Here is a 19,917-nt window from a genome sequence, read left to right as displayed (position 1 = left end):
CATATTTATGCAGTAATTGAGATTCCCTCTTAACAGCAAGTCCTCAAACTTGTGTACCGATGCGAAAAGGATTTAAAGAGGGCGAATGCGAGGTGTAAACCCCGTCGCCATGCTCTTTCTGTGCCCGTGCGCAATCGGTATCGGAGGGTGTCCCGTAGAGCCTGGGGAGGTTCACTGATATGTTGTACGATAAATCCCTTGAGAGGGATAACTGTGGTTTCGGCCTGATCGCCCACATAGAAGGCGAACCTAGCCACAAGGTAGTGCGAACCGCTATACACGCACTGGCCCGAATGCAGCACCGCGGCGCGATTCTTGCCGATGGAAAAACCGGCGACGGTTGTGGCTTGCTGCTACAAAAACCCGATCGTTTCTTCCGAATTGTTGCGGAAGAGCGCGGCTGGCGTTTAGCCAAAAATTATGCCGTTGGGATGCTGTTCCTTAATAAGGATCCTGAACTGGCCAAAGCGGCGCGCCGCATCGTCGAAGAAGAACTTCAACGCGAAACGCTGTCTATCGTCGGCTGGCGCGATGTGCCGACCAATGAAGGCGTTCTCGGTGAAATCGCCCTCTCCTCGCTGCCTCGTATTGAACAAATCTTTGTGAACGCCCCGGCTGGCTGGCGTCCGCGCGATATGGAACGCCGTTTATTCATCGCGCGTCGCCGTATCGAAAAGCGTCTGCAGGAAGATAAAGATTTCTACGTTTGCAGCCTGTCGAACCTGGTCAACATTTATAAAGGTCTGTGTATGCCGGCGGATCTGCCGCGCTTCTACCTGGACCTCGCGGACCTGCGCCTGGAGTCGGCAATCTGCCTGTTCCACCAGCGCTTTTCCACCAACACCGTGCCGCGCTGGCCGCTGGCGCAGCCGTTCCGCTATCTGGCGCACAACGGCGAGATCAACACCATCACCGGTAACCGCCAGTGGGCCCGCGCCCGTACCTATAAGTTCCAGACGCCGCTGATCCCGGATCTCCACGACGCCGCGCCGTTCGTCAATGAAACCGGCTCTGACTCCAGCTCGATGGATAACATGCTGGAGCTGCTGCTGGCGGGCGGGATGGACATTATCCGCGCGATGCGCCTGCTGGTTCCGCCAGCCTGGCAGAACAACCCGGACATGGATCCTGAGCTGCGTTCGTTCTTTGACTTTAACTCCATGCATATGGAGCCGTGGGACGGCCCGGCGGGCATCGTGATGTCAGATGGTCGTTTCGCCGCCTGTAACCTCGACCGTAACGGCCTGCGTCCGGCGCGCTATGTGATCACGAAAGATAAGCTCATCACCTGCGCCTCCGAAGTCGGTATCTGGGATTACCAACCGGATGAAGTGGTTGAAAAAGGCCGCGTCGGCCCGGGCGAGCTGATGGTTATCGATACCCGCGAGGGGCGTATTCTGCACTCCGCGGAAACCGACAACGATCTGAAAAGCCGTCACCCGTATAAAGAGTGGATGGCGAAAAACGTCCGTCGTCTGGTGCCGTTCGAAGAGCTGCCGGATGAAGAAGTCGGTAGCCGCCAGCTGGATGATGATACCCTCGCCAGCTACCAGAAACAGTTCAACTACAGCGCCGAAGAGCTGGACTCCGTCCTGCGCGTACTGGGTGAAAACGGCCAGGAAGCGGTCGGCTCAATGGGCGACGATACCCCATTTGCAGTGCTCTCCAGCCAGCCGCGTATCATTTACGATTACTTCCGCCAGCAGTTCGCGCAGGTGACCAACCCGCCGATCGACCCGCTGCGCGAAGCGCACGTCATGTCGCTGGCCACCAGCATCGGCCGTGAAATGAACGTCTTCTGCGAAGCGGAAGGCCAGGCGCACCGCCTGAGCTTCAAGTCGCCGATTCTGCTGTACTCCGATTTTAAACAGCTGACCACCATGGAAGAGGAGCACTATCGCGCCGACGTCCTGGATATCACTTTTGATGCCACCGAAACCACGCTGGCTGAAACCGTGAAGGCGCTGTGCGATAAAGCCGAACAAATGGTGCGCAGCGGTACCGTTCTGCTGGTGCTCTCTGACCGCAACATCGCCAAAAACCGACTGCCGGTACCGGCTCCGATGGCGGTAGGCGCGATCCAGACCCGACTGGTCGATAAGAGCCTGCGCTGCGATGCCAACATTATTGTCGAAACCGCCAGCGCCCGCGATCCGCACCACTTTGCCGTGCTGCTCGGCTTCGGCGCGACGGCTATCTACCCGTATCTCGCCTATGAAACCCTGGCGAAGCTGGTGGATAACAAAGCCATCGACAAAGCGTACCGCGCGGTGATGCTGAACTATCGTAACGGCATCAACAAAGGTCTGTATAAGATCATGTCGAAGATGGGGATTTCGACCATTGCCTCCTATCGCTGCTCGAAGCTGTTTGAGGCGGTCGGTCTGCATCGCGAAGTCTCCGACCTGTGCTTCCAGGGCGTCGTCAGCCGTATCGGCGGCGCGGGCTTCGAGGATTTCCAGCAGGATCTGCTGAACCTGTCGAAACGTGCCTGGCTGGCGCGTAAACCGCTGGATCAGGGCGGCCTGCTGAAATACGTCCACGGTGGCGAATATCACGCCTATAACCCTGACGTGGTGCGCACGCTGCAACAAGCCGTACAAAGCGGCGAATACAGCGATTACCAGCGGTACGCGAAGCTGGTTAACGAGCGCCCGGCGGCAACGCTGCGCGATCTGCTGTGCGTAACGCCGGACGGAACTACCGTGAGCCTGGACGATGTTGAACCAGCGAGCGAGTTGTTCAAACGCTTCGATACCGCGGCGATGTCTATCGGCGCGCTGAGCCCGGAAGCGCACGAAGCGCTGGCGGAAGCAATGAACAGCATCGGCGGTAACTCCAACTCCGGCGAAGGCGGTGAAGACCCGGCGCGCTACGGTACCAATAAAGTCTCGCGCATCAAGCAGGTCGCCTCCGGCCGCTTCGGCGTGACCCCGGCTTACCTGGTTAACGCCGACGTTATTCAGATTAAAGTCGCTCAGGGCGCGAAGCCCGGCGAAGGCGGCCAGCTGCCGGGTGATAAAGTCACCCCCTATATCGCCAAGCTGCGCTATTCCGTACCCGGCGTAACGCTGATATCCCCGCCGCCGCACCACGATATTTACTCTATCGAGGATCTGGCTCAGCTGATTTTCGACCTGAAGCAGGTTAACCCGAAAGCGATGATCTCCGTGAAGCTGGTTTCTGAACCGGGCGTCGGGACTATCGCCACCGGCGTAGCCAAAGCCTATGCGGATTTGATCACCATTGCCGGCTACGACGGCGGCACCGGCGCCAGCCCGCTCTCTTCCGTGAAGTATGCGGGTTGTCCGTGGGAACTGGGACTGGTGGAAACCCAGCAGGCGCTGGTTGCCAACGGGCTGCGCCACAAAATTCGTCTGCAGGTGGACGGCGGTCTGAAAACCGGCCTTGATATCATCAAAGCGGCCATCCTCGGGGCTGAGAGCTTCGGCTTCGGTACCGGCCCGATGGTCGCGCTGGGCTGTAAATATCTGCGTATTTGCCACCTGAACAACTGCGCAACCGGCGTAGCGACTCAGGATGACAAACTGCGTAAGAACCACTATCACGGTCTGCCGTTTAAGGTCACCAACTACTTTGAATTCATCGCCCGCGAAACGCGCGAGCTGATGGCGCAACTGGGCGTGAAGCGTCTGGTGGATCTGATTGGCCGTACCGACCTGCTGAAAGAGCTGGACGGTTTTACCGCCAAACAGCAGAAGCTGGATCTGAGCAAGCTGCTGGAAACCGCGGAGCCGCATCCCGGCAAAGCGCTGTACTGCACAGAGAACAATCCGCCGTTCGACAATGGCGTACTCAATGCTCAGCTGCTGCAGCAGGCAAAACCGTACGTTGACAGCAAGCAGAGCAAAACTTTCTGGTTCGATATCCGCAACACCGACCGCTCCGTTGGCGCATCGCTGTCCGGCTATATCGCCCAGACCCACGGTGACCAGGGCCTGGCAGCCGATCCGATTATCGCCCACTTTAGCGGTACCGCGGGTCAGAGCTTCGGCGTGTGGAATGCCGGCGGCGTTGAGCTGCATCTGACCGGCGACGCGAACGACTATGTGGGTAAAGGGATGGCCGGCGGCCTGCTCGCCATTCGTCCTCCGGTAGGCTCGGCCTTCCGTAGCCATGAGGCCAGCATCATCGGCAACACCTGCCTGTACGGTGCGACCGGCGGTCGTCTGTATGCTGCGGGTCGTGCAGGCGAGCGTTTCGCGGTACGTAACTCCGGTGCGATCACCGTCGTCGAAGGCATTGGCGACAATGGCTGTGAATACATGACCGGCGGTATCGTCTGCGTGCTGGGCAAAACTGGCGTCAACTTTGGCGCAGGCATGACCGGCGGCTTTGGTTACGTTCTGGATGAAGACGGCGACTTCCGCAAACGCGTGAACCCTGAGCTGGTAGAAGTGCTGGACGTTGACTCTCTGGCCATCCATGAAGAGCACCTGCGCGGTTTAATTACCGAGCACGTGCAGCTTACCGGTTCGCAGCGCGGTGAAGAGATTCTGGCTAACTGGCCGGCCTTCTCAGCGAAGTTTGCGCTGGTTAAACCGAAGTCCAGCGATGTTAAAGCACTGTTGGGTCACCGTAGTCGTTCCGCAGCTGAGCTGCGGGTGCAGGCGCAGTAAGGGGTTAAGATGAGTCAGAATGTCTATCAATTTATCGACTTACAGCGAGTTGATCCGCCAAAGAAAGCGCTGAAGATCCGTAAAATTGAATTTGTGGAAATTTACGAGCCGTTTTCAGAAGGCCAGGCTAAAGCGCAGGCAGACCGCTGTCTGTCCTGCGGCAACCCGTACTGCGAATGGAAGTGCCCGGTTCATAACTACATCCCGAACTGGCTGAAGCTGGCCAACGAAGGGCGTATTTTTGAAGCGGCGGAGCTATCGCATCAGACCAATACCCTACCGGAAGTGTGCGGGCGCGTTTGCCCGCAGGACCGCCTGTGCGAAGGTTCCTGCACGCTGAACGATGAGTTCGGCGCGGTAACCATCGGTAATATTGAGCGCTATATCAACGATAAAGCGTTCGAAATGGGATGGCGTCCTGACCTTACCGGCGTAAAACAAACCGGTAAAACCGTCGCCATCATCGGCGCGGGCCCGGCGGGGCTGGCGTGCGCCGACGTATTGACCCGTAACGGCGTGAAGGCGGTGGTCTTCGATCGCCATCCGGAAATCGGCGGCCTGCTGACCTTTGGTATTCCGGCCTTTAAGCTGGAAAAAGAGGTGATGACCCGTCGTCGCGAGATCTTTACCGGTATGGGCATCGAGTTCAAACTGAATATCGAAGTGGGCCGCGATGTACAGCTCGACGATCTGCTGAAAGATTACGACGCGGTGTTCCTCGGCGTCGGAACCTATCAGTCTATGCGCGGCGGGCTGGAAAACGAAGACGCCAGCGGGGTCTTTGATGCGCTGCCGTTCCTCATCGCCAATACCAAGCAGATCATGGGCTTTGGTGAAACGGCGGATGAACCGTACGTTAGCATGGAAGGCAAGCGCGTCGTGGTTCTCGGCGGTGGCGACACCGCAATGGACTGCGTGCGCACCTCGATCCGCCAGAACGCCGCCCACGTCATCTGCGCCTATCGCCGTGATGAGGAGAACATGCCGGGATCGAAGCGCGAAGTGAAAAACGCGCGTGAAGAAGGCGTGGAATTCCAGTTCAACGTTCAACCGCTGGGCATTGAAGTGAATGCCAACGGTAAAGTCTGCGGCGTGAAGATGGCGCGTACGGAGATGGGCCAGCCGGATGCAAAAGGCCGCCGCCGCGCGGAAATCGTGGCCGGTTCTGAGCATGTGGTGCCCGTCGATGCCGTGGTGATGGCGTTTGGTTTCCGCCCACACAGCATGGAATGGCTGGCGAAGCACAGCGTCGAGCTCGATTCTCAGGGCCGCGTGATTGCGCCGGAAGGCAGCGACAACGCCTTCCAGACCAGCAACCCGAAAATCTTCGCCGGTGGCGATATCGTTCGCGGCTCCGATCTGGTAGTGACGGCGATTGCCGAAGGCCGTAAGGCAGCTGACGGCATCCTGAACTACCTGGAAGTGTAATGCGAAAATCCGGATAGCAGCGTTATCCGGCTAAATGACGCTAAGCCCGATGGTAATCCCATCGGGCTTATTTATGCGCTTAACAAATCAGAGCGCACTTTAATCACCACTTTTTTAATCTCTGCGGACTCTGTTATTACGCATCCAGGCTTGTGTGGCTCACCCGGCATAAACACCAAAAACATCCCTGGCTTCAATGTCACAGACTGCTCATGAGCTATCTCCGCGCAGAGTTGATAATCATCCTCCGCGCGCCATTCGTCGCATTGCCGCGCAGAGCCAATCGTCCCATAAAAAATCCGCTCCTCACCTGTCAGCAGCAGCTGAATATCAATATATCGTTGATGCAGTTCCGCTTTTTTCCCTTTCGGAGGAAGGGGGACAAACGCCATAACGTTCATAAAGAGATTCTCGCTACGCAGTTCATAGCGGCCCGGTGCCTTGTCCTGCGGCCTGGCGGCTAATGCCAACGTTAACGCTTCCGCCAGCACCGGATGCAACCCTGTATCCGCCAGCGTCCCGATATCTCCCATCAGCATCATTTATCTCCTCTGGCTAACAACGCCGCTCCCAGCAATCCGGCATCATGTCGATAGTGCGCCGTACTCAGCGTTACGTGATACACCGATGGTTCCCAGGCCAGGTACTTCCGTATCCGTTCCAGATAACCAGCAGCCATGCCGACGCTGCCGCCGACCACCACATGCTGACAGTCGGTTATTGCTTTTATATCGGCGATCAGTCGCGCTACGACATGCGCAGAGCGTTCAAGCAGCCCCAGGGCCTGCGCATCCCCGCGAGCCGCGCTGGTAAAGATGGCTTTCGCATCACAGCCGGCAAGCGCGCCCCGCGCGGCTGCCGAAATCCCTCGCCCGGAAGCAATCGCCTCCACGCAGCCTACCCGACCGCAGCCGCAAAGCGGTCCGTCAGGGTCGGCCAGCGTGTGGCCCAGATGCCCAGCCAAACCGCCGGCACCGGTAAGCAACCTTCCGTTACTCACCACGCCGCCGCCAACCCCGGTGGAGACGGTAATAAACGCCATATCGCTGACCTTACCAGCAATAGCCCGGTATTCAGCCCAGGCAGCCGCCTGCGCATCGTTCACCGCCAGCGTCGGCAGGTCCGTTAGCTCCTCTAATGCCTGCACCAGCGGAAAGTGCATAAGTCCACCCAGATTCTGCGGATTAATTGCGAACAGATGACCGTCACGAATAATACCCGTCGAGGCTATCGCAACGCGCTTCGCCCGACTGTATAAAGGCCCAACCAGCATTGCTAATGCAGCGCGTAGCGCATCCGGCGTTTTGCTGGCAGGGGTGGAAAGTTCGCGGCGGTCGCGGATCAGCATGTCATCAGCCACCAGCGCTGCAGCGAGCTTTGTACCGCCAATATCTATCGCCAGCGTAGTCATGGCTGAGCCTCTTTTAACGCCGCGTTATACCACTGGCAAATATGTTCAAGACGGGTAATCGCTGAACCGACGGTCACCGCCCACGCCCCTCGGCGCATAGCTTCAGCCGCCTGAGCTGGCGTGTTATAACGCCCTTCTGCATTTACCCGGCAGCCGGTTTCCGTCAGCGCTTTTACCAGTTCCAGGTCTGGCTCATCCGGCGTATATGCCGTGGTATAGCCCGATAACGTAGTGCCTATGATTTCCACGCCGAGAGAGTGACAGGCCAGGCCATCCTTCAGAGAAGAACAGTCGGCCATCGCTACCCGATTGTGCTGATGAATACGCGCCACTAGCATTGACACGGGCACAGGACGCTCACGCTCGGTTCCATCAACGGCGATAATATCGGCGCCGGCCTGCACCAACGCATCAATATCTTCCAGATATGGCGTGATGCGTACCGGTGAATCATCTAAATCACGTTTAATAATGCCGATAACAGGCCCCCTCACCCGCGACCGGGTCGCGCGTAGGTTCTCTACACCTTCAATGCGCAACGCGACTGCGCCGGCCTGCTCCGCCGCCAGCGCCATCGCAGCCACGATCTCCGGCTTATCCAATGGGCTACCGGGTACCGGCTGGCAGGAAACAATAAGACCGCCGTTTGCGCTAATGCGTAAATCCAGTTCTTTAAGCAAAGACATACTCGCTCCCTGATAAATTTGTTCGCCCGGCACCACCGCCGGTCTGTCGCTATCTGGTCTTAACTAATCCGCTTTTGTCACCGCTAAAAGGCGCCGCACCGCTCAGTGGTTTACCATCGATTGCATCATGAGTTCGTATCGCTTCCGGACGGATCCAGCGCTGTACGCGGGACGGCATATCCAGACCAATCAACAGGATCACGACGAACGTCAGGCCAAAAGAGAGTGAACCCAGCGCGGTGCCCAGATCGAGACGCTGGGCGATCAGGGCGCCGAGCACTGGCGCGATCGCGCCGCCCAGCGCCCCCACGTTGTAGGTAAAACCAAGACCGGCCGCACGCTGATCGGTGTCGAAATAACCCCCTATCAGTTTCGGTAAGATCCCGGAGATCCCCTGCCCTAACATCTGCTGGAAAAACAGTAGCAGCCCAAGGACCCATATGTTTGTGCCGCCGATAGCAAAGACCGGAATAATCAACAGCTGTGAAGCCAGCAGACTACAAACGTAGGCCTTACGCGTTCCCAGCCAGTCACCGAGAAACCCGCCCACGCAGCAGCCGACCGCCGCACCAAAGCCGCTGAAAAACAGAATCTTCGCCACAGTCGCGGGGTCATAGGCCAGCTCTGTTTTCAGATAAGTCGGCAGCAGTGCCTGGATAGGCCATGAATAAAGGAAGGCGAAAAGTACCACGACCATCAGCATCACGCCCGTAGGCCAGCGCTTGCCGCTGCTCTGCACCATAAAGCTGATAAATATCACGGCACACATCACGCCCAGCAGTAGCACGATACCGGCGTTTTGCAGGTTGCCCGCAAAGCAGAACCATAGCGCAACCGCTGCCACTATGGTCATTAGAATATTAATAACCCGATGTTTGCCCCGATAAAGGATATCGACCATGGTCTGTACTGGCGCTTTGCCCTCATGCTTCTCTTTCCAGTCTTCAGCTTCCGGAATGTTTTTCCGCAGCCAGAGAGCAAATACGATAGGTACGATGCCGATAAAAAACAGCGCTCGCCAACCCCAAACGGGTACCACCAGACTGTAAACCTGAGCAGCAATCACAGCGCCTACAGAGAACCCAGAGATGAGAAAACCGCTAGCCTTATTACGTAAATGTCGGGGCCAGCTCTCAATCACATAAGTGGCGCTGGAACCATACTCTCCCGCCATGCCCATACCGATAACCAGACGAGCAATAAACATGGTGGTATAGCCAGGCGCAAAACCGCAGGCCAGAGTACCAAGGGAAAAAAGTATAATGCTGCTGACCATAGCCAGGCGTCGACCATAACGATCTCCCATCGCGCCGAGCATCAGGCCGCCGAACCAGCGAGAGATGAAAGCCGCTGAGATGAGGCTGGCAGCCTGAACGGTTGTCAGGCCGAAATCCCCCTGAACTTCGGTAAGTACCAGGGCGATTAATACAAAATCAAAACCATCAAGCAAATATCCGAGCCAGGCAGCAGAGAACGCACGCCACTGAGGACGACTGAGATGGCGGTACCACGGGATGTTCTGGGTCGTTGCACTCATTTTACTCTCCCGACGATTTTCGTTGTCATTCCGGGAGCGCTTCGCTTACCCGGTCAGGAAAAGGTAAATCGCTGAGCGGATAGCGTTTTCGCCACCCGACCACCGTTCAGCCGCGTTCCTGCATTAGCTGCTGCGCCAGCGCTTTCAGCTCCGGCAGATAATTTTCATCTACCGGACCAAAAGGCTTACGGCACAGCGGCTCAGCAATAACATCCATATAGTGCAGCACACTCTTCAATCCACGGAATACGCCGGTTTTAATCAGCAGATCGATTGCCTTGTTACATCCGCTTTGCAACTGCTGCGCTTTGCTAACATCACCCTCTTTCAACGCCTGTACAATGCCCTGGTAACGCCAGGCCATAATGTTGTAAGTACTACCAATTCCGCCATCGGCGCCCGCCAACAGGCCAGAGGCAAATATCTCATCGTAACCGTTGTACAGCACCAGATCCGGATGCGCTCGACGGATCTGCTCCATCTGGAACAGATCTCCCGAAGTCTGCTTTAACGCACCAACGCCAGGCAAAGTCACTAACGTATTAATTTGTTCGAGAGTCAGCTTAACGCCGCTGAGCGCCGGAATGTTGTACACCACCATCGGTAAACCATTAGCAGACTCAATAATGGCCCGATAATGCGCACAGTGTTCTTCAAAACTAAACGGATAATAAAACGGTGTTACGGCGGATACGGCATCGAAGCCATAGCCTGCAGCAGCCCGAGCCAGCTGCTGGCTTTCGAGGGTACTCACACAGCCGACGTGGGCAATGAGAGCCATTTTACCTTTCGCCTCCTCCGCCACGATCTCCAGCACTTCCTGGCGCTCTGAGCCGCTCTGAACAAAGGCTTCACCGGTCGAGCCTCCCACATATAGCCCATCAACTCCCTGGCTCAGATTAAAACGAACCAGCCGACGCAGGCTGTTTTTATCCAGTTTTTGTTGACTATCGAATGGCGTAAGCAACGCCGCCATAACCCCACGTAAATTAACTGCCATAACGACCTCATCTGAACTTTTACGATTAACTATGTACCTTTATACCTGTTATACCAGATCATTTAATAAGCATAGTAACAGAGATCGCTTATAATGCGATCTGCTTCACTAAACGCTCGTCATGAGCGAGGGGATCGTTTGCGGGGCTGAGCTTTCTGACCGAAGGCGTGCCAGGTAGCGGATACGCTGTTGAGATGGGTCTGTAGGGCGCGATCGGCTTCATCAGGATCGCGACGACGAATGGCGTCAACAATAGCGATATGCTGTTGATAGCTCACGCTGTTATGTTCGTGCAGCTCACGTTCTGGCACCTTAGGCCGGGCCGCGATTAGCCAGTCCAGCAGTGCCACATGAATAGCCATAAAGATTGGATTACCGGGGATTTCCGCCAGCACCCGGTGAAATTCAACGTCAGAACGGATAAACAGGGCATTGTCATCAAGCGACTGGCTGTTAATTTTTAGCGCCTGAGCGAGTTTTTCAAGCTGCTTTTCGCTGGCATGCTCTGCGGCATAGCGCACCAGACTCGACTCAAAAAACAGGCGCAGCTGTTCAAAGTGCGCTATTCCGCCCGGGTGCGATAAAAAATCTTTCGCCATGCCGGAGAGCTCACCAATGATGGTATCTGCAGAAGGCCGCGACACGCGGGCGCGCTCGCCGTTATTAATCTGCACCAGCCCCTTGCGTTTCAGCGCCGCCAGCGCTTCACGAACCGATGGACGTCCCACGTTAAAAAACGTCATGAGCTCACGTTCCGACGGTAGCTGCTCTCCTTCCGCAAACTCCCGGCGCCGAATCATCTGCTCAAGCTCTTCTTCCACCATTTCAGACAGCTTTTTGCGCGCCAGAGGACGGCGGCCCAGAGTGTTGCCAATGGAGGATGGGGTATCTTCGGCTTGTGGATCAAATGCGCTCATAGGGACCATTGTGTGATTTGTGACAGCACGTGACGGCTGCTCCATTTTAACACAGGAATTTTGCTGAGATCATAAAACAGGCCCCGAAGGGCCTGATAAACATTATTTAACGACGCGCAGCGCCGGACGCCCGCCGCGAGGCGGTGGCGTATCGTCGGGATCGTCGTCGTGATTATCCGGCTTATCGCCATCGATCACCGACATGACCGTTTCGCTGTCAGGCAGCTCTTCGTCATCGTTCAGGCTAGTGACATCTTCATCATAAGCCGCTTCTGGTTCGAACATGGTTCCCGCACCATTCTCGCGCGCGTAAACCGCCAGCACGGCCGCCATCGGCACGGAGACATTGCGCGGCACGCCGCCAAAGCGCGCGTTAAAACGCACTTCGTCGTTGGCCAGTTCGAGGTTACCGACAGCACGTGGGGCAATATTGAGAACAATTTGCCCATCGCGAGCGTACTCCATCGGGACCATTACGCCCGGCAGAGTGACGTCAACGACCAGATGCGGAGTCAGCTGGTTATCCAGCAGCCACTCATAGAACGCTCGTAACAGGTACGGGCGACGCGGCGTCAGCTGTGATACATCCATCATTTAGCCCCGACCGAGACGCATTTCACGTTCGGCTTCAGTTAAAGAAGCGAGGAAAGAGTCGCGCTCAAACACGCGAGTCATATAGCCTTTAAGCTCTTTCGCGCCAGCACCGACCAGCTCTACGCCGAGAACCGGCAGACGCCACAGCAGCGGTGCCAGATAGCAGTCTACCAGGCTGAACTCATCGCTCAGGAAGTAGGGCTTCTGGGTGAATACTGGCGCAATCGCCTGCAGTTCTTCACGCAGCTGCTTACGCGCAGTATCAGCCTGCGCAGCGGTACCGGTCTGAATGGTATTCATCAACGAATACCAGTCCTTTTCGATACGGTGCATGTACAGACGGCTTTCCCCACGCGCCACCGGGTAAACCGGCATTAGCGGCGGATGTGGGAAACGCTCATCCAGGTATTCCATAATGATGCGAGATTCCCACAGAGTGAGCTCACGATCCACAAGCGTCGGTACGCTTTGATTCGGGTTGAGGTCAATCAGATCCTGAGGCGGGTTGTCCTTCTCCACGTGCTCTATCTCAAAACTAACACCTTTTTCGGCCAGCACGATGCGGACCTGATGGCTATAGATGTCAGTAGGACCAGAAAACAGCGTCATTACCGAACGTTTGTTGGCAGCGACAGCCATGAAAACCTCCAGGTATATTCAGAATTTTTGTACTGCTGCCGACCACGCATGGCCAGCCAGATGTAAAAACCCCATTTGCGTGACTTCATTTCGTTCGTCATCCAAACAAAAAATGAACAATCACCTGCATTTGGGCAGAAAATTGGATGATAGTTTACCAGATTTTGAAGACGTTGTGGTGAGGGGATTCTGGAAATGCTGAAAAAGTGGTAATAATGGGGCGTTTGTAGAGGGAAAATGGCAAATTTATCCATAAAAAAACCCGCCGAAGCGGGTTTTTTCGTAAATTGTTCTGCGTGAGCAGAAAACAATTAACGTTTGGAGAACTGCGGACGACGACGTGCTTTACGCAGGCCGACTTTCTTACGTTCAACCTGACGAGCATCACGAGTAACGAAGCCAGCTTTACGCAGTTCGCCACGCAGGGACTCATCGTACTCCATCAGAGCGCGGGTGATACCGTGACGGATCGCACCAGCCTGACCAGAGATACCACCACCTTTAACGGTGATGTATAGATCTAATTTCTCAACCATGTCGACCAGTTCCAGCGGCTGACGAACTACCATGCGGGCAGTTTCACGACCGAAGTACTGTTCCAGAGAACGCTGGTTGATAACGATTTTACCGTTGCCCGGTTTGATGAAAACGCGAGCTGCGGAACTTTTGCGGCGACCGGTGCCGTAGTATTGATTTTCAGCCATTGCCTATAATCCCGATTAGATGTCAAGAACTTGCGGTTGCTGTGCCGCGTGGTTGTGCTCGTTACCCGCGTAAACTTTCAGCTTACGGTACATAGCACGACCCAGCGGGCCTTTTGGCAGCATGCCTTTAACCGCGATTTCAATCACACGCTCAGGACGGCGGGCAATCATCTCTTCAAAGGTCGCTTCTTTGATACCACCGATGTGGCCGGTGTGGTGGTAGTACATTTTGTCTTCGCGCTTGTTGCCGGTTACAGCAACTTTTTCTGCGTTCAGAACGATGATGTAATCACCGGTATCAACGTGCGGAGTGTATTCCGCTTTATGCTTGCCGCGCAGGCGCAGAGCCAGTTCGGAAGCCAGACGGCCCAGAGTTTTACCGGTCGCGTCAACAACATACCAGTCGCGTTTTACGGTTTCTGGTTTAGCTGTAAAAGTTTTCATTAAAAGCTTACCCAAATAAATAAGTTACACGTTGGTGAACACCCAAACGTTTAGTCAGTTGAGGTTCACACGACATTGTCCAGCAAACCTACCCCTTCGAATAGCCTATGCCGGCACATAGAAAGTTTTGGGAAAAAAACCTTCTCGTAACGTGGGGTCGCAAGATTATAGAGAAGTCGGGGTCAAAGATCGACCCCTTTATGTGATTTGTCCCCGGTTTTACCCCGCCAGGTGTTCCCGCTTCAGATACTCCTCGCTCTGCATCTCCTGCAGGCGCGATAAACAGCGCTGGAACTCGAACTTTAATCTCTCGCCCTGATAGATCTCATACAGCGGCACCGCCGCGCTGACCACCAGCTTGACGTGGCGCTCATAGAACTCATCGACCAGGGCGATAAAGCGCCGCGCCTCGCTCTCCATCAGCCCGGTCATCACCGGCACATCAAAGAGCATCACGGTATGAAACAGACGCGAGAGCGCAATATAGTCGTGCTGGCTACGCGCATCCACGCACAGCGTGGCGAAGGAAGCCGCCAGCGTCTGGTTCTCAACGCCCAGCGTCGGCAGCGGGCGATGGTTGATCTCCAGCGTTGGCATCTGCTCGCGCTTCGCCCCCGCCAGCGCCAGCCACAGTTTATCCATCTGCTGCTGCGTCTCAGCGTTCAGCGGCGACAGCCACAAATGCGCCTGGGTTAGCGTGCGCAGGCGGTAATCAATACCGGCGTCGACATTCATCACATCGCAATGCTGTTTAATGGCGTCGATGGCGGGCAGGAAACGAGCGCGCTGAAGGCCGTTGCGGTACAGCTCGTCAGGCGGAATATTCGACGTCGCCACCAGGGTTATGCCGCGGGCAAATAGCGCTTTCATCAGGCCGCCCAGCAGTATTGCATCGGTAATATCAGAAACGAAAAACTCATCGAAGCAGAGCACATCGGTTTCAGCTTTAAAGCGATCCGCGACGATTTCCAGCGGATCGCTGTGCCCCTGCAGCGTCGTTAGCTCTTCATGAACCCGCAGCATAAAGCGATGAAAGTGCAGACGTTGTTTACGTTCTCCCGGCAAACTTTGATAGAACAGATCCATCAACCAGGTTTTTCCTCTGCCGACGCCGCCCCACATATAGAGGCCGCGAACGGCAGCCGCTTCGGCAACGGGTTCGCGCTTGCCCAGCAGTTTGCCGAATTTGGCCCGCAGACCGCCGCCGGTTTGCGGCGCGACCGAAGGTTTATTCTGCAGTTCTTGATAAATCGTATCGAGGCGGCTGACCGCTTCTCGCTGGACGTCGTCAGGTTGATGGCTCCCCTCCTTGAGAGAGGAAAGGTAACGCGATGTTGGGGACAGGCTTTGCATGATCTAATTGTTATTCCTTGAAAACCGTAATGCCGTAGCTCACGATTGACGAAAAAAAGGCCGCTCTACACTACGTGATGATACGCCAGGATTCCACTTCTGTGGAATTAGCGGTTATAGTGGCACTATCGGGCGCAGGCGGAGAGCCTCACAGCCACCCTACGGAACCACAAAACAACGGGAGATGTTCATGACCTGGGAATACGCGCTAATTGGGCTAGTTGTCGGCATCATTATCGGCGCCGTCGCGATGCGTTTTGGCAATCGCAAATTACGCCAACAGCAGGCGCTGCAGTTCGAACTGGAAAAGAATAAAGCAGAGCTGGAAGAGTACCGCGAAGAGCTGGTGAGCCATTTTGCCCGGAGCGCAGAGCTGCTGGATAACATGGCGCATGATTACCGCCAGCTGTATCAGCATATGGCGAAAAGCTCCAACAACCTGCTGCCGGACAGCATGGCGGACGCCAACCCGTTCCGCAATCGTCTGGAAGAATCCGAAGCGGGCAACGATCAGGCCCCGGTCCAGATGCCTCGCGACTACTCTGAAGGCGCATCCGGTCTGCTGCGCGGCGGCGTAAAGCGCGACTAAACCGGCAACGACAGTAAAAATATTTTCCGGGCGCACCCTCTGCGCCCGTTTCCACCTTCCATCCCAGCTACAATTTAACGATTGCCCACGTTGTTACCGGGTCGAAAATTCAATAACATCGGGCCATTCGGGACGTTTCCCATACACCATAGGTTACGAGAGCCAGCAACTAATGAATAAACCGACTTTGCTGTTGAGTGCGTTAGCGTTAAGCATTGGGTTGTCGTTGTCCGCCTTACCTCCGGCAGCAGCGTCTTTACCGACACAGGTTCCCGGTCAGGGCGCGTTGCCAAGCCTCGCGCCGATGCTGGAGAAAGTGTTGCCGGCGGTGGTGAGCGTACAGGTTGAGGGTACCGCGTCACCCGCGCAAAATATGCCGGAAGAGCTGAAGAAGTACTTTGGCGACAACGCGCCGCAAGAGCAGGCGCAGCCTTTTGAAGGCCTGGGCTCAGGGGTCATTATTGACGCCGCAAAAGGCTACGTGCTGACCAATAATCACGTCATTAATCAGGCCCAGAAAATCAGCGTCCAGCTCAACGACGGGCGTGAGTTCGATGCCAAACTGGTCGGCAGCGACGAGCAGAGCGATATCGCCCTGCTGCAGTTGCAAAAACCCAGCAACCTGACGCAAATCGCGATCGCCGACTCCGATAAACTGCGGGTGGGCGATTTCGCCGTCGCCGTCGGTAACCCGTTTGGCCTGGGCCAGACCGCCACTTCAGGGATTATTTCAGCCCTTGGCCGCAGCGGCCTGAACCTTGAGGGACTGGAGAACTTTATCCAGACTGATGCCTCAATCAACCGAGGCAACTCCGGCGGCGCGCTGCTGAACCTCAACGGCGAGCTGATTGGTATCAATACCGCTATTCTGGCCCCGGGCGGCGGCAGCGTCGGCATTGGCTTCGCGATCCCCAGCAATATGGCGAAAATCCTCTCCCAGCAGCTTATTCAGTTTGGTGAAATCAAACGCGGCCTGCTGGGTATTAAAGGTATGGAAATGAGCGCGGATATCGCCAAAGCGATGAACCTTGACGTCCAGCGCGGCGCGTTCGTCAGCGAGGTCCTGCCAAACTCCGGATCGGCCAAAGCGGGAATTAAATCTGGCGACGTTATCGTTAGCCTCAACGGTAAACCGCTCAACAGCTTCGCCGAACTGCGTTCACGCATCGCCACGACCGAGCCGGGCACCAAAGTGAAGCTAGGACTCTTGCGCGAAGGAAAACCCGTTGAAGTGGAAGTCACTCTGGACAAGAGCACCTCTTCTTCCGCCAGCGCCGAGCTTATCGCACCGGCCCTGCAGGGCGCATCGTTAAGCGACGGTCAGATGAAAGACGGAACCAAAGGCATCGTCATTGATAATGTCGATAAAGGCAGCCCGGCCGCGCAGGCGGGCCTGCATAAAGACGATATCATTATTGGCCTCAACCGCGAGCGCGTGCGCTCCATTGCCGAACTGCGCAAAGTGCTCGAAAGCAAACCGACGGTGATTGCGCTGAACGTCATTCGCGGCAGCGAAAGCATCTATCTGCTACTGCGTTAACTCGCCTTCCGGGCATCGCGTGCAGTGCGATGTCCGGACAAGACGTGTTATGCTGCGCCTGTCTATCCATCAACGATATCTGCATCATGCCTGGAAAGTTTTTACGTTCGATACTTATCGGTTTGATTGTCGGCGGCCTGCTGCTGGCCGTTATGCCTTCGCTGCGCCAGTGGCAGCTTTCGCCGACCACGCAGTACGATAGCGCGGATGAATTCCCCGCCAGCTATAATTCCGCCGTTCGCCGCGCCGCCCCAGCGGTCGTGAACGTCTATAACCGCGCCCTTAACAGCACCAGCCATAACCAGCTAACGCTCGGTTCCGGCGTGATCATGGACCAGCGCGGCTATATCCTGACCAATAAGCACGTTATCAACGATGCCGACCAGATTATTGTTGCCCTGCAGGATGGCCGGGTCTTTGAAGCGCTGCTGGTCGGATCCGATACTCTCACCGATCTGGCGGTATTAAAAATCAACGCCAGCGGCGGTCTGCCGGTCATTCCGATTAATCCGAAACGCGTGCCGCATATCGGTGATGTCGTGCTGGCGATTGGCAACCCGTACAACCTCGGGCAAACAATTACCCAGGGTATTATCAGCGCCACCGGCCGTATCGGCCTGAACCCCACCGGGCGCCAGAACTTCCTGCAGACCGACGCGTCGATCAACCACGGTAACTCAGGCGGCGCGCTGGTGAACTCGCTGGGCGAGCTTATGGGTATCAACACCCTGTCATTTGATAAAAGCAACGACGGCGAAACGCCGGAGGGCATCGGCTTTGCGATCCCCTTCCAGCTGGCAACCAAGATTATGGATAAGCTGATCCGCGATGGCCGCGTAATTCGCGGCTATATAGGGATCAGCGGCCGCGAAATTGCGCCGATGCATGCGCAGGGCGGCGGCGGTATCGATCAGCTGCAGGGGATTGTGGTGAATGATGTTGCGCCGGAAGGCCCGGCCGCCCAGGCGGGTATCCGCGCCAACGACGTGATTATTTCCGTTAACGACAAGCCCGCCGTTTCCGCCCTCGAAACCATGGATCAGGTCGCAGAGATTCGTCCGGGTTCGGAAATTCCGGTGGTGATTATGCGCGACGATAAAAAAATCACGCTGCATATCGCCGTACAGGAATATCCGGCAACCAATTAACAGGCTCCCCCGCCGGGGGAGCACCTTTCAATCAGCAAATAGCGGCCCGGCCGGGAATGTCGCCAGAAACCCGGTTATGGCCAGCAGCGACCGCAGGTCAGGCCACGCAAACTGGCGCTCCCGCAGCTCGTCATCCAGCGTCATGAGCGCAAACTCGCCTTTATCCCCCAGAACGCCGCCCTGCCAGAGCAACCGTTGAGCCTGCTGCCGGGCCCAGGGGGAATCGCTCTTCCAGGCCAGCAGGTGCAGCAGCGCCTGCTGCAGACAGATGCCAGAAGGATGCTTATCCCGCAGCAGCCGCCGGTAAACCGGCAGCGATATGCTGCGTACGGTATAAAAACCGCTGCGGGTTTCGGCATCAGCATCCGCCACGCTGGCGCAATACTGACCGGCCAGATCGCATAGACGATTGTGCGTCAGCGGCTGGCCCAGGGCGTTCAGGCGACCCGCTGCGGCACACAGCAGCCCACTTCTTTGCATCCACGGCGTGGAGTCCCGAAATACCACATCAGGTAGCGCCGGTTCTGTTTCAGCTGCTTTATTTTGCGTACCCGCCTCATAGCAATGGACAAAAAAATCATGGCCTCCGCGGGCAACTGATGGTTGCGCTAACAGGTTAAGCGCGGGCTGCAGTTGTTCAACTTCATCTACTGATGCCAGCATGTAATCGATAATGACATCTTTTGTCGATGCCCTGCTTTCGGGGCGTAATGTTATGGTTTCATTCATCAAAGCCTCCTTATAGGAAATCTCCCGGTGGCGCTGCGCTGACCGGGCTACGGGTCCGTGCAGTCTGGTAGCCCGGACAAGGCGCGTTAAGCGCCGCCTCCGGGATAATCCCCGGGTCGCGGCTGACGCCTTACCCGGGCTACAGGTTTACAGCCGTCTGCGATCCGGTAGCCCGGACAGGCGCAGCGCGCCGCCTCCGGGAAAGGTAACGATTCACATCGCCAGCACGTACTTGAGCATCACCCCGGCGGCAATCGCCGAGCCAATCACCCCCGCCACGTTCGGGCCCATCGCGTGCATCAGCAGGAAGTTCTGCGCGTCCGACTCCAGACCCACTTTGTTCGACACCCTGGCCGCCATCGGCACCGCCGACACCCCGGCCGAGCCAATCAGCGGGTTGATTTTGTTCCGGCTGCACAGGTTCAGCAGTTTCGCCATCAGCACCCCCGCCGCCGTCCCCACGCAGAACGCAATCACCCCCAGCACCAGTATCCCCAGCGTCTGCGGCTGCAGGAACTTGTCCGCCACCAGCTTGGCCCCCACCGACAGCCCGAGGAA

The 19,917-nt window shown here is 56.5% G+C and carries 18 protein-coding genes; 5 read left to right on the top strand and 13 right to left on the bottom strand.

The window, feature by feature from the left end:
• The first annotated feature begins 179 nt into the window (after positions 1-179).
• Positions 180-4,640: a glutamate synthase large subunit gene (gene gltB, locus FQK12_RS10755; RefSeq protein ID WP_014226988.1), complete on the top strand. Its 4,461-nt coding sequence runs from the start codon at positions 180-182 to the stop codon at positions 4,638-4,640.
• Between the two features lie 9 nt (positions 4,641-4,649).
• A complete protein-coding gene (locus tag FQK12_RS10750; RefSeq protein WP_014226989.1) occupies positions 4,650-6,068 on the top strand; it encodes a glutamate synthase small subunit in 1,419 nt (472 codons plus the stop codon).
• 71 nt (positions 6,069-6,139) lie between these two features.
• Here FQK12_RS10750 and nanQ read toward each other — a convergent pair whose 3' ends face one another.
• The 11 genes from nanQ to zapE form a co-directional block, all read right to left on the bottom strand.
• Positions 6,140-6,607, bottom strand: a complete 468-nt coding sequence (gene nanQ / locus FQK12_RS10745) for an N-acetylneuraminate anomerase (RefSeq protein WP_014226990.1) — start codon at positions 6,605-6,607, stop codon at positions 6,140-6,142.
• On the bottom strand, positions 6,607-7,479 hold the full coding sequence (gene nanK / locus FQK12_RS10740; RefSeq protein ID WP_014226991.1) for an N-acetylmannosamine kinase: 873 nt from the start codon (positions 7,477-7,479) through the stop codon (positions 6,607-6,609). The genes nanQ and nanK overlap by 1 nt, the downstream gene beginning before the upstream one ends.
• Complete coding sequence (locus FQK12_RS10735) at positions 7,476-8,165, bottom strand: N-acetylmannosamine-6-phosphate 2-epimerase (RefSeq protein ID WP_014226992.1); 690 nt, start codon at positions 8,163-8,165, stop codon at positions 7,476-7,478. The genes nanK and FQK12_RS10735 overlap by 4 nt, the downstream gene beginning before the upstream one ends.
• 49 nt (positions 8,166-8,214) lie before the next feature.
• Positions 8,215-9,702, bottom strand: coding sequence for an MFS transporter (locus tag FQK12_RS10730; RefSeq protein WP_014226993.1), 1,488 nt, complete (start codon positions 9,700-9,702; stop codon positions 8,215-8,217).
• Between the two features lie 106 nt (positions 9,703-9,808).
• Positions 9,809-10,702: an N-acetylneuraminate lyase gene (gene nanA, locus FQK12_RS10725; protein WP_014226994.1), complete on the bottom strand. Its 894-nt coding sequence runs from the start codon at positions 10,700-10,702 to the stop codon at positions 9,809-9,811.
• A gap of 119 nt (positions 10,703-10,821) precedes the next feature.
• Complete coding sequence (nanR, locus tag FQK12_RS10720; RefSeq protein ID WP_032693266.1) at positions 10,822-11,628, bottom strand: transcriptional regulator NanR; 807 nt, start codon at positions 11,626-11,628, stop codon at positions 10,822-10,824.
• A gap of 93 nt (positions 11,629-11,721) precedes the next feature.
• A complete protein-coding gene (sspB, locus tag FQK12_RS10715; protein WP_014226996.1) occupies positions 11,722-12,210 on the bottom strand; it encodes a ClpXP protease specificity-enhancing factor in 489 nt (162 codons plus the stop codon).
• Positions 12,211-12,213: 3 nt separating this feature from the next.
• Positions 12,214-12,852 (bottom strand): stringent starvation protein SspA, encoded by a 639-nt coding sequence (gene sspA, locus FQK12_RS10710; RefSeq protein ID WP_014226997.1) that lies wholly within the window; start codon positions 12,850-12,852, stop codon positions 12,214-12,216.
• Positions 12,853-13,163: 311 nt separating this feature from the next.
• On the bottom strand, positions 13,164-13,556 hold the full coding sequence (rpsI, locus tag FQK12_RS10705; protein ID WP_000829815.1) for a 30S ribosomal protein S9: 393 nt from the start codon (positions 13,554-13,556) through the stop codon (positions 13,164-13,166).
• A 15-nt stretch (positions 13,557-13,571) separates the two neighbouring features.
• Positions 13,572-14,000 carry a 50S ribosomal protein L13 gene (rplM, locus tag FQK12_RS10700; RefSeq protein ID WP_004106200.1) on the bottom strand — a complete coding sequence of 143 codons (429 nt, stop codon included), beginning with the start codon at positions 13,998-14,000 and terminating at the stop codon, positions 13,572-13,574.
• 219 nt (positions 14,001-14,219) lie between these two features.
• Positions 14,220-15,353 carry a cell division protein ZapE gene (zapE, locus tag FQK12_RS10695; protein WP_014226998.1) on the bottom strand — a complete coding sequence of 378 codons (1,134 nt, stop codon included), beginning with the start codon at positions 15,351-15,353 and terminating at the stop codon, positions 14,220-14,222.
• 190 nt (positions 15,354-15,543) lie between these two features.
• Here zapE and zapG point away from each other — a divergent pair, with 190 nt between their 5' ends.
• The 3 genes from zapG (at position 15,544) to degS (ending at position 18,630) form a co-directional block, all read left to right on the top strand.
• Positions 15,544-15,942, top strand: coding sequence for a Z-ring associated protein ZapG (zapG, locus tag FQK12_RS10690; protein WP_004854637.1), 399 nt, complete (start codon positions 15,544-15,546; stop codon positions 15,940-15,942).
• Between the two features lie 172 nt (positions 15,943-16,114).
• Positions 16,115-17,482 carry a serine endoprotease DegQ gene (gene degQ / locus FQK12_RS10685; RefSeq protein ID WP_014226999.1) on the top strand — a complete coding sequence of 456 codons (1,368 nt, stop codon included), beginning with the start codon at positions 16,115-16,117 and terminating at the stop codon, positions 17,480-17,482.
• 86 nt (positions 17,483-17,568) lie between these two features.
• The gene (degS, locus tag FQK12_RS10680; RefSeq protein ID WP_014227000.1) at positions 17,569-18,630 is read left to right on the top strand and encodes an outer membrane-stress sensor serine endopeptidase DegS; all 1,062 of its coding nucleotides are present in this window, start codon (positions 17,569-17,571) and stop codon (positions 18,628-18,630) included.
• A 27-nt stretch (positions 18,631-18,657) separates the two neighbouring features.
• Here degS and FQK12_RS10675 read toward each other — a convergent pair whose 3' ends face one another.
• Positions 18,658-19,359: a hypothetical protein gene (locus tag FQK12_RS10675; protein ID WP_014227001.1), complete on the bottom strand. Its 702-nt coding sequence runs from the start codon at positions 19,357-19,359 to the stop codon at positions 18,658-18,660.
• Between the two features lie 213 nt (positions 19,360-19,572).
• Positions 19,573-19,917: sodium ion-translocating decarboxylase subunit beta (locus FQK12_RS10670; protein ID WP_048260548.1), on the bottom strand; the 345-nt coding region annotated here is incomplete at its 5' end.

This window comes from Klebsiella sp. ME-303, assembly GCF_007910085.1.
In the GTDB taxonomy this organism is placed as follows: Bacteria; Pseudomonadota; Gammaproteobacteria; order Enterobacterales; family Enterobacteriaceae; genus Klebsiella; species Klebsiella michiganensis.
This window is presented reverse-complemented; position numbering and strand designations above follow the sequence as displayed.

What these genes read in the sequence shown, in the direction of transcription:
- degQ (WP_014226999.1), top strand. Translation starts at nt 16,115, where the DNA reads ATGAATAAACCGACTTTGCTGTTGAGTGCGTTAGCGTTAAGCATTGGG.
- sspB (WP_014226996.1), bottom strand. Translation starts at nt 12,210, where the DNA reads ATGGATGTATCACAGCTGACGCCGCGTCGCCCGTACCTGTTACGAGCG.
- nanQ (WP_014226990.1), bottom strand. Translation starts at nt 6,607, where the DNA reads ATGCTGATGGGAGATATCGGGACGCTGGCGGATACAGGGTTGCATCCG.
- FQK12_RS10675 (WP_014227001.1), bottom strand. Translation starts at nt 19,359, where the DNA reads ATGAATGAAACCATAACATTACGCCCCGAAAGCAGGGCATCGACAAAA.
- FQK12_RS10735 (WP_014226992.1), bottom strand. Translation starts at nt 8,165, where the DNA reads ATGTCTTTGCTTAAAGAACTGGATTTACGCATTAGCGCAAACGGCGGT.
- nanK (WP_014226991.1), bottom strand. Translation starts at nt 7,479, where the DNA reads ATGACTACGCTGGCGATAGATATTGGCGGTACAAAGCTCGCTGCAGCG.
- zapG (WP_004854637.1), top strand. Translation starts at nt 15,544, where the DNA reads ATGACCTGGGAATACGCGCTAATTGGGCTAGTTGTCGGCATCATTATC.
- rplM (WP_004106200.1), bottom strand. Translation starts at nt 14,000, where the DNA reads ATGAAAACTTTTACAGCTAAACCAGAAACCGTAAAACGCGACTGGTAT.
- nanR (WP_032693266.1), bottom strand. Translation starts at nt 11,628, where the DNA reads ATGGTCCCTATGAGCGCATTTGATCCACAAGCCGAAGATACCCCATCC.
- nanA (WP_014226994.1), bottom strand. Translation starts at nt 10,702, where the DNA reads ATGGCAGTTAATTTACGTGGGGTTATGGCGGCGTTGCTTACGCCATTC.
- rpsI (WP_000829815.1), bottom strand. Translation starts at nt 13,556, where the DNA reads ATGGCTGAAAATCAATACTACGGCACCGGTCGCCGCAAAAGTTCCGCA.
- FQK12_RS10730 (WP_014226993.1), bottom strand. Translation starts at nt 9,702, where the DNA reads ATGAGTGCAACGACCCAGAACATCCCGTGGTACCGCCATCTCAGTCGT.
- sspA (WP_014226997.1), bottom strand. Translation starts at nt 12,852, where the DNA reads ATGGCTGTCGCTGCCAACAAACGTTCGGTAATGACGCTGTTTTCTGGT.
- zapE (WP_014226998.1), bottom strand. Translation starts at nt 15,353, where the DNA reads ATGCAAAGCCTGTCCCCAACATCGCGTTACCTTTCCTCTCTCAAGGAG.
- FQK12_RS10750 (WP_014226989.1), top strand. Translation starts at nt 4,650, where the DNA reads ATGAGTCAGAATGTCTATCAATTTATCGACTTACAGCGAGTTGATCCG.
- gltB (WP_014226988.1), top strand. Translation starts at nt 180, where the DNA reads ATGTTGTACGATAAATCCCTTGAGAGGGATAACTGTGGTTTCGGCCTG.
- degS (WP_014227000.1), top strand. Translation starts at nt 17,569, where the DNA reads ATGCCTGGAAAGTTTTTACGTTCGATACTTATCGGTTTGATTGTCGGC.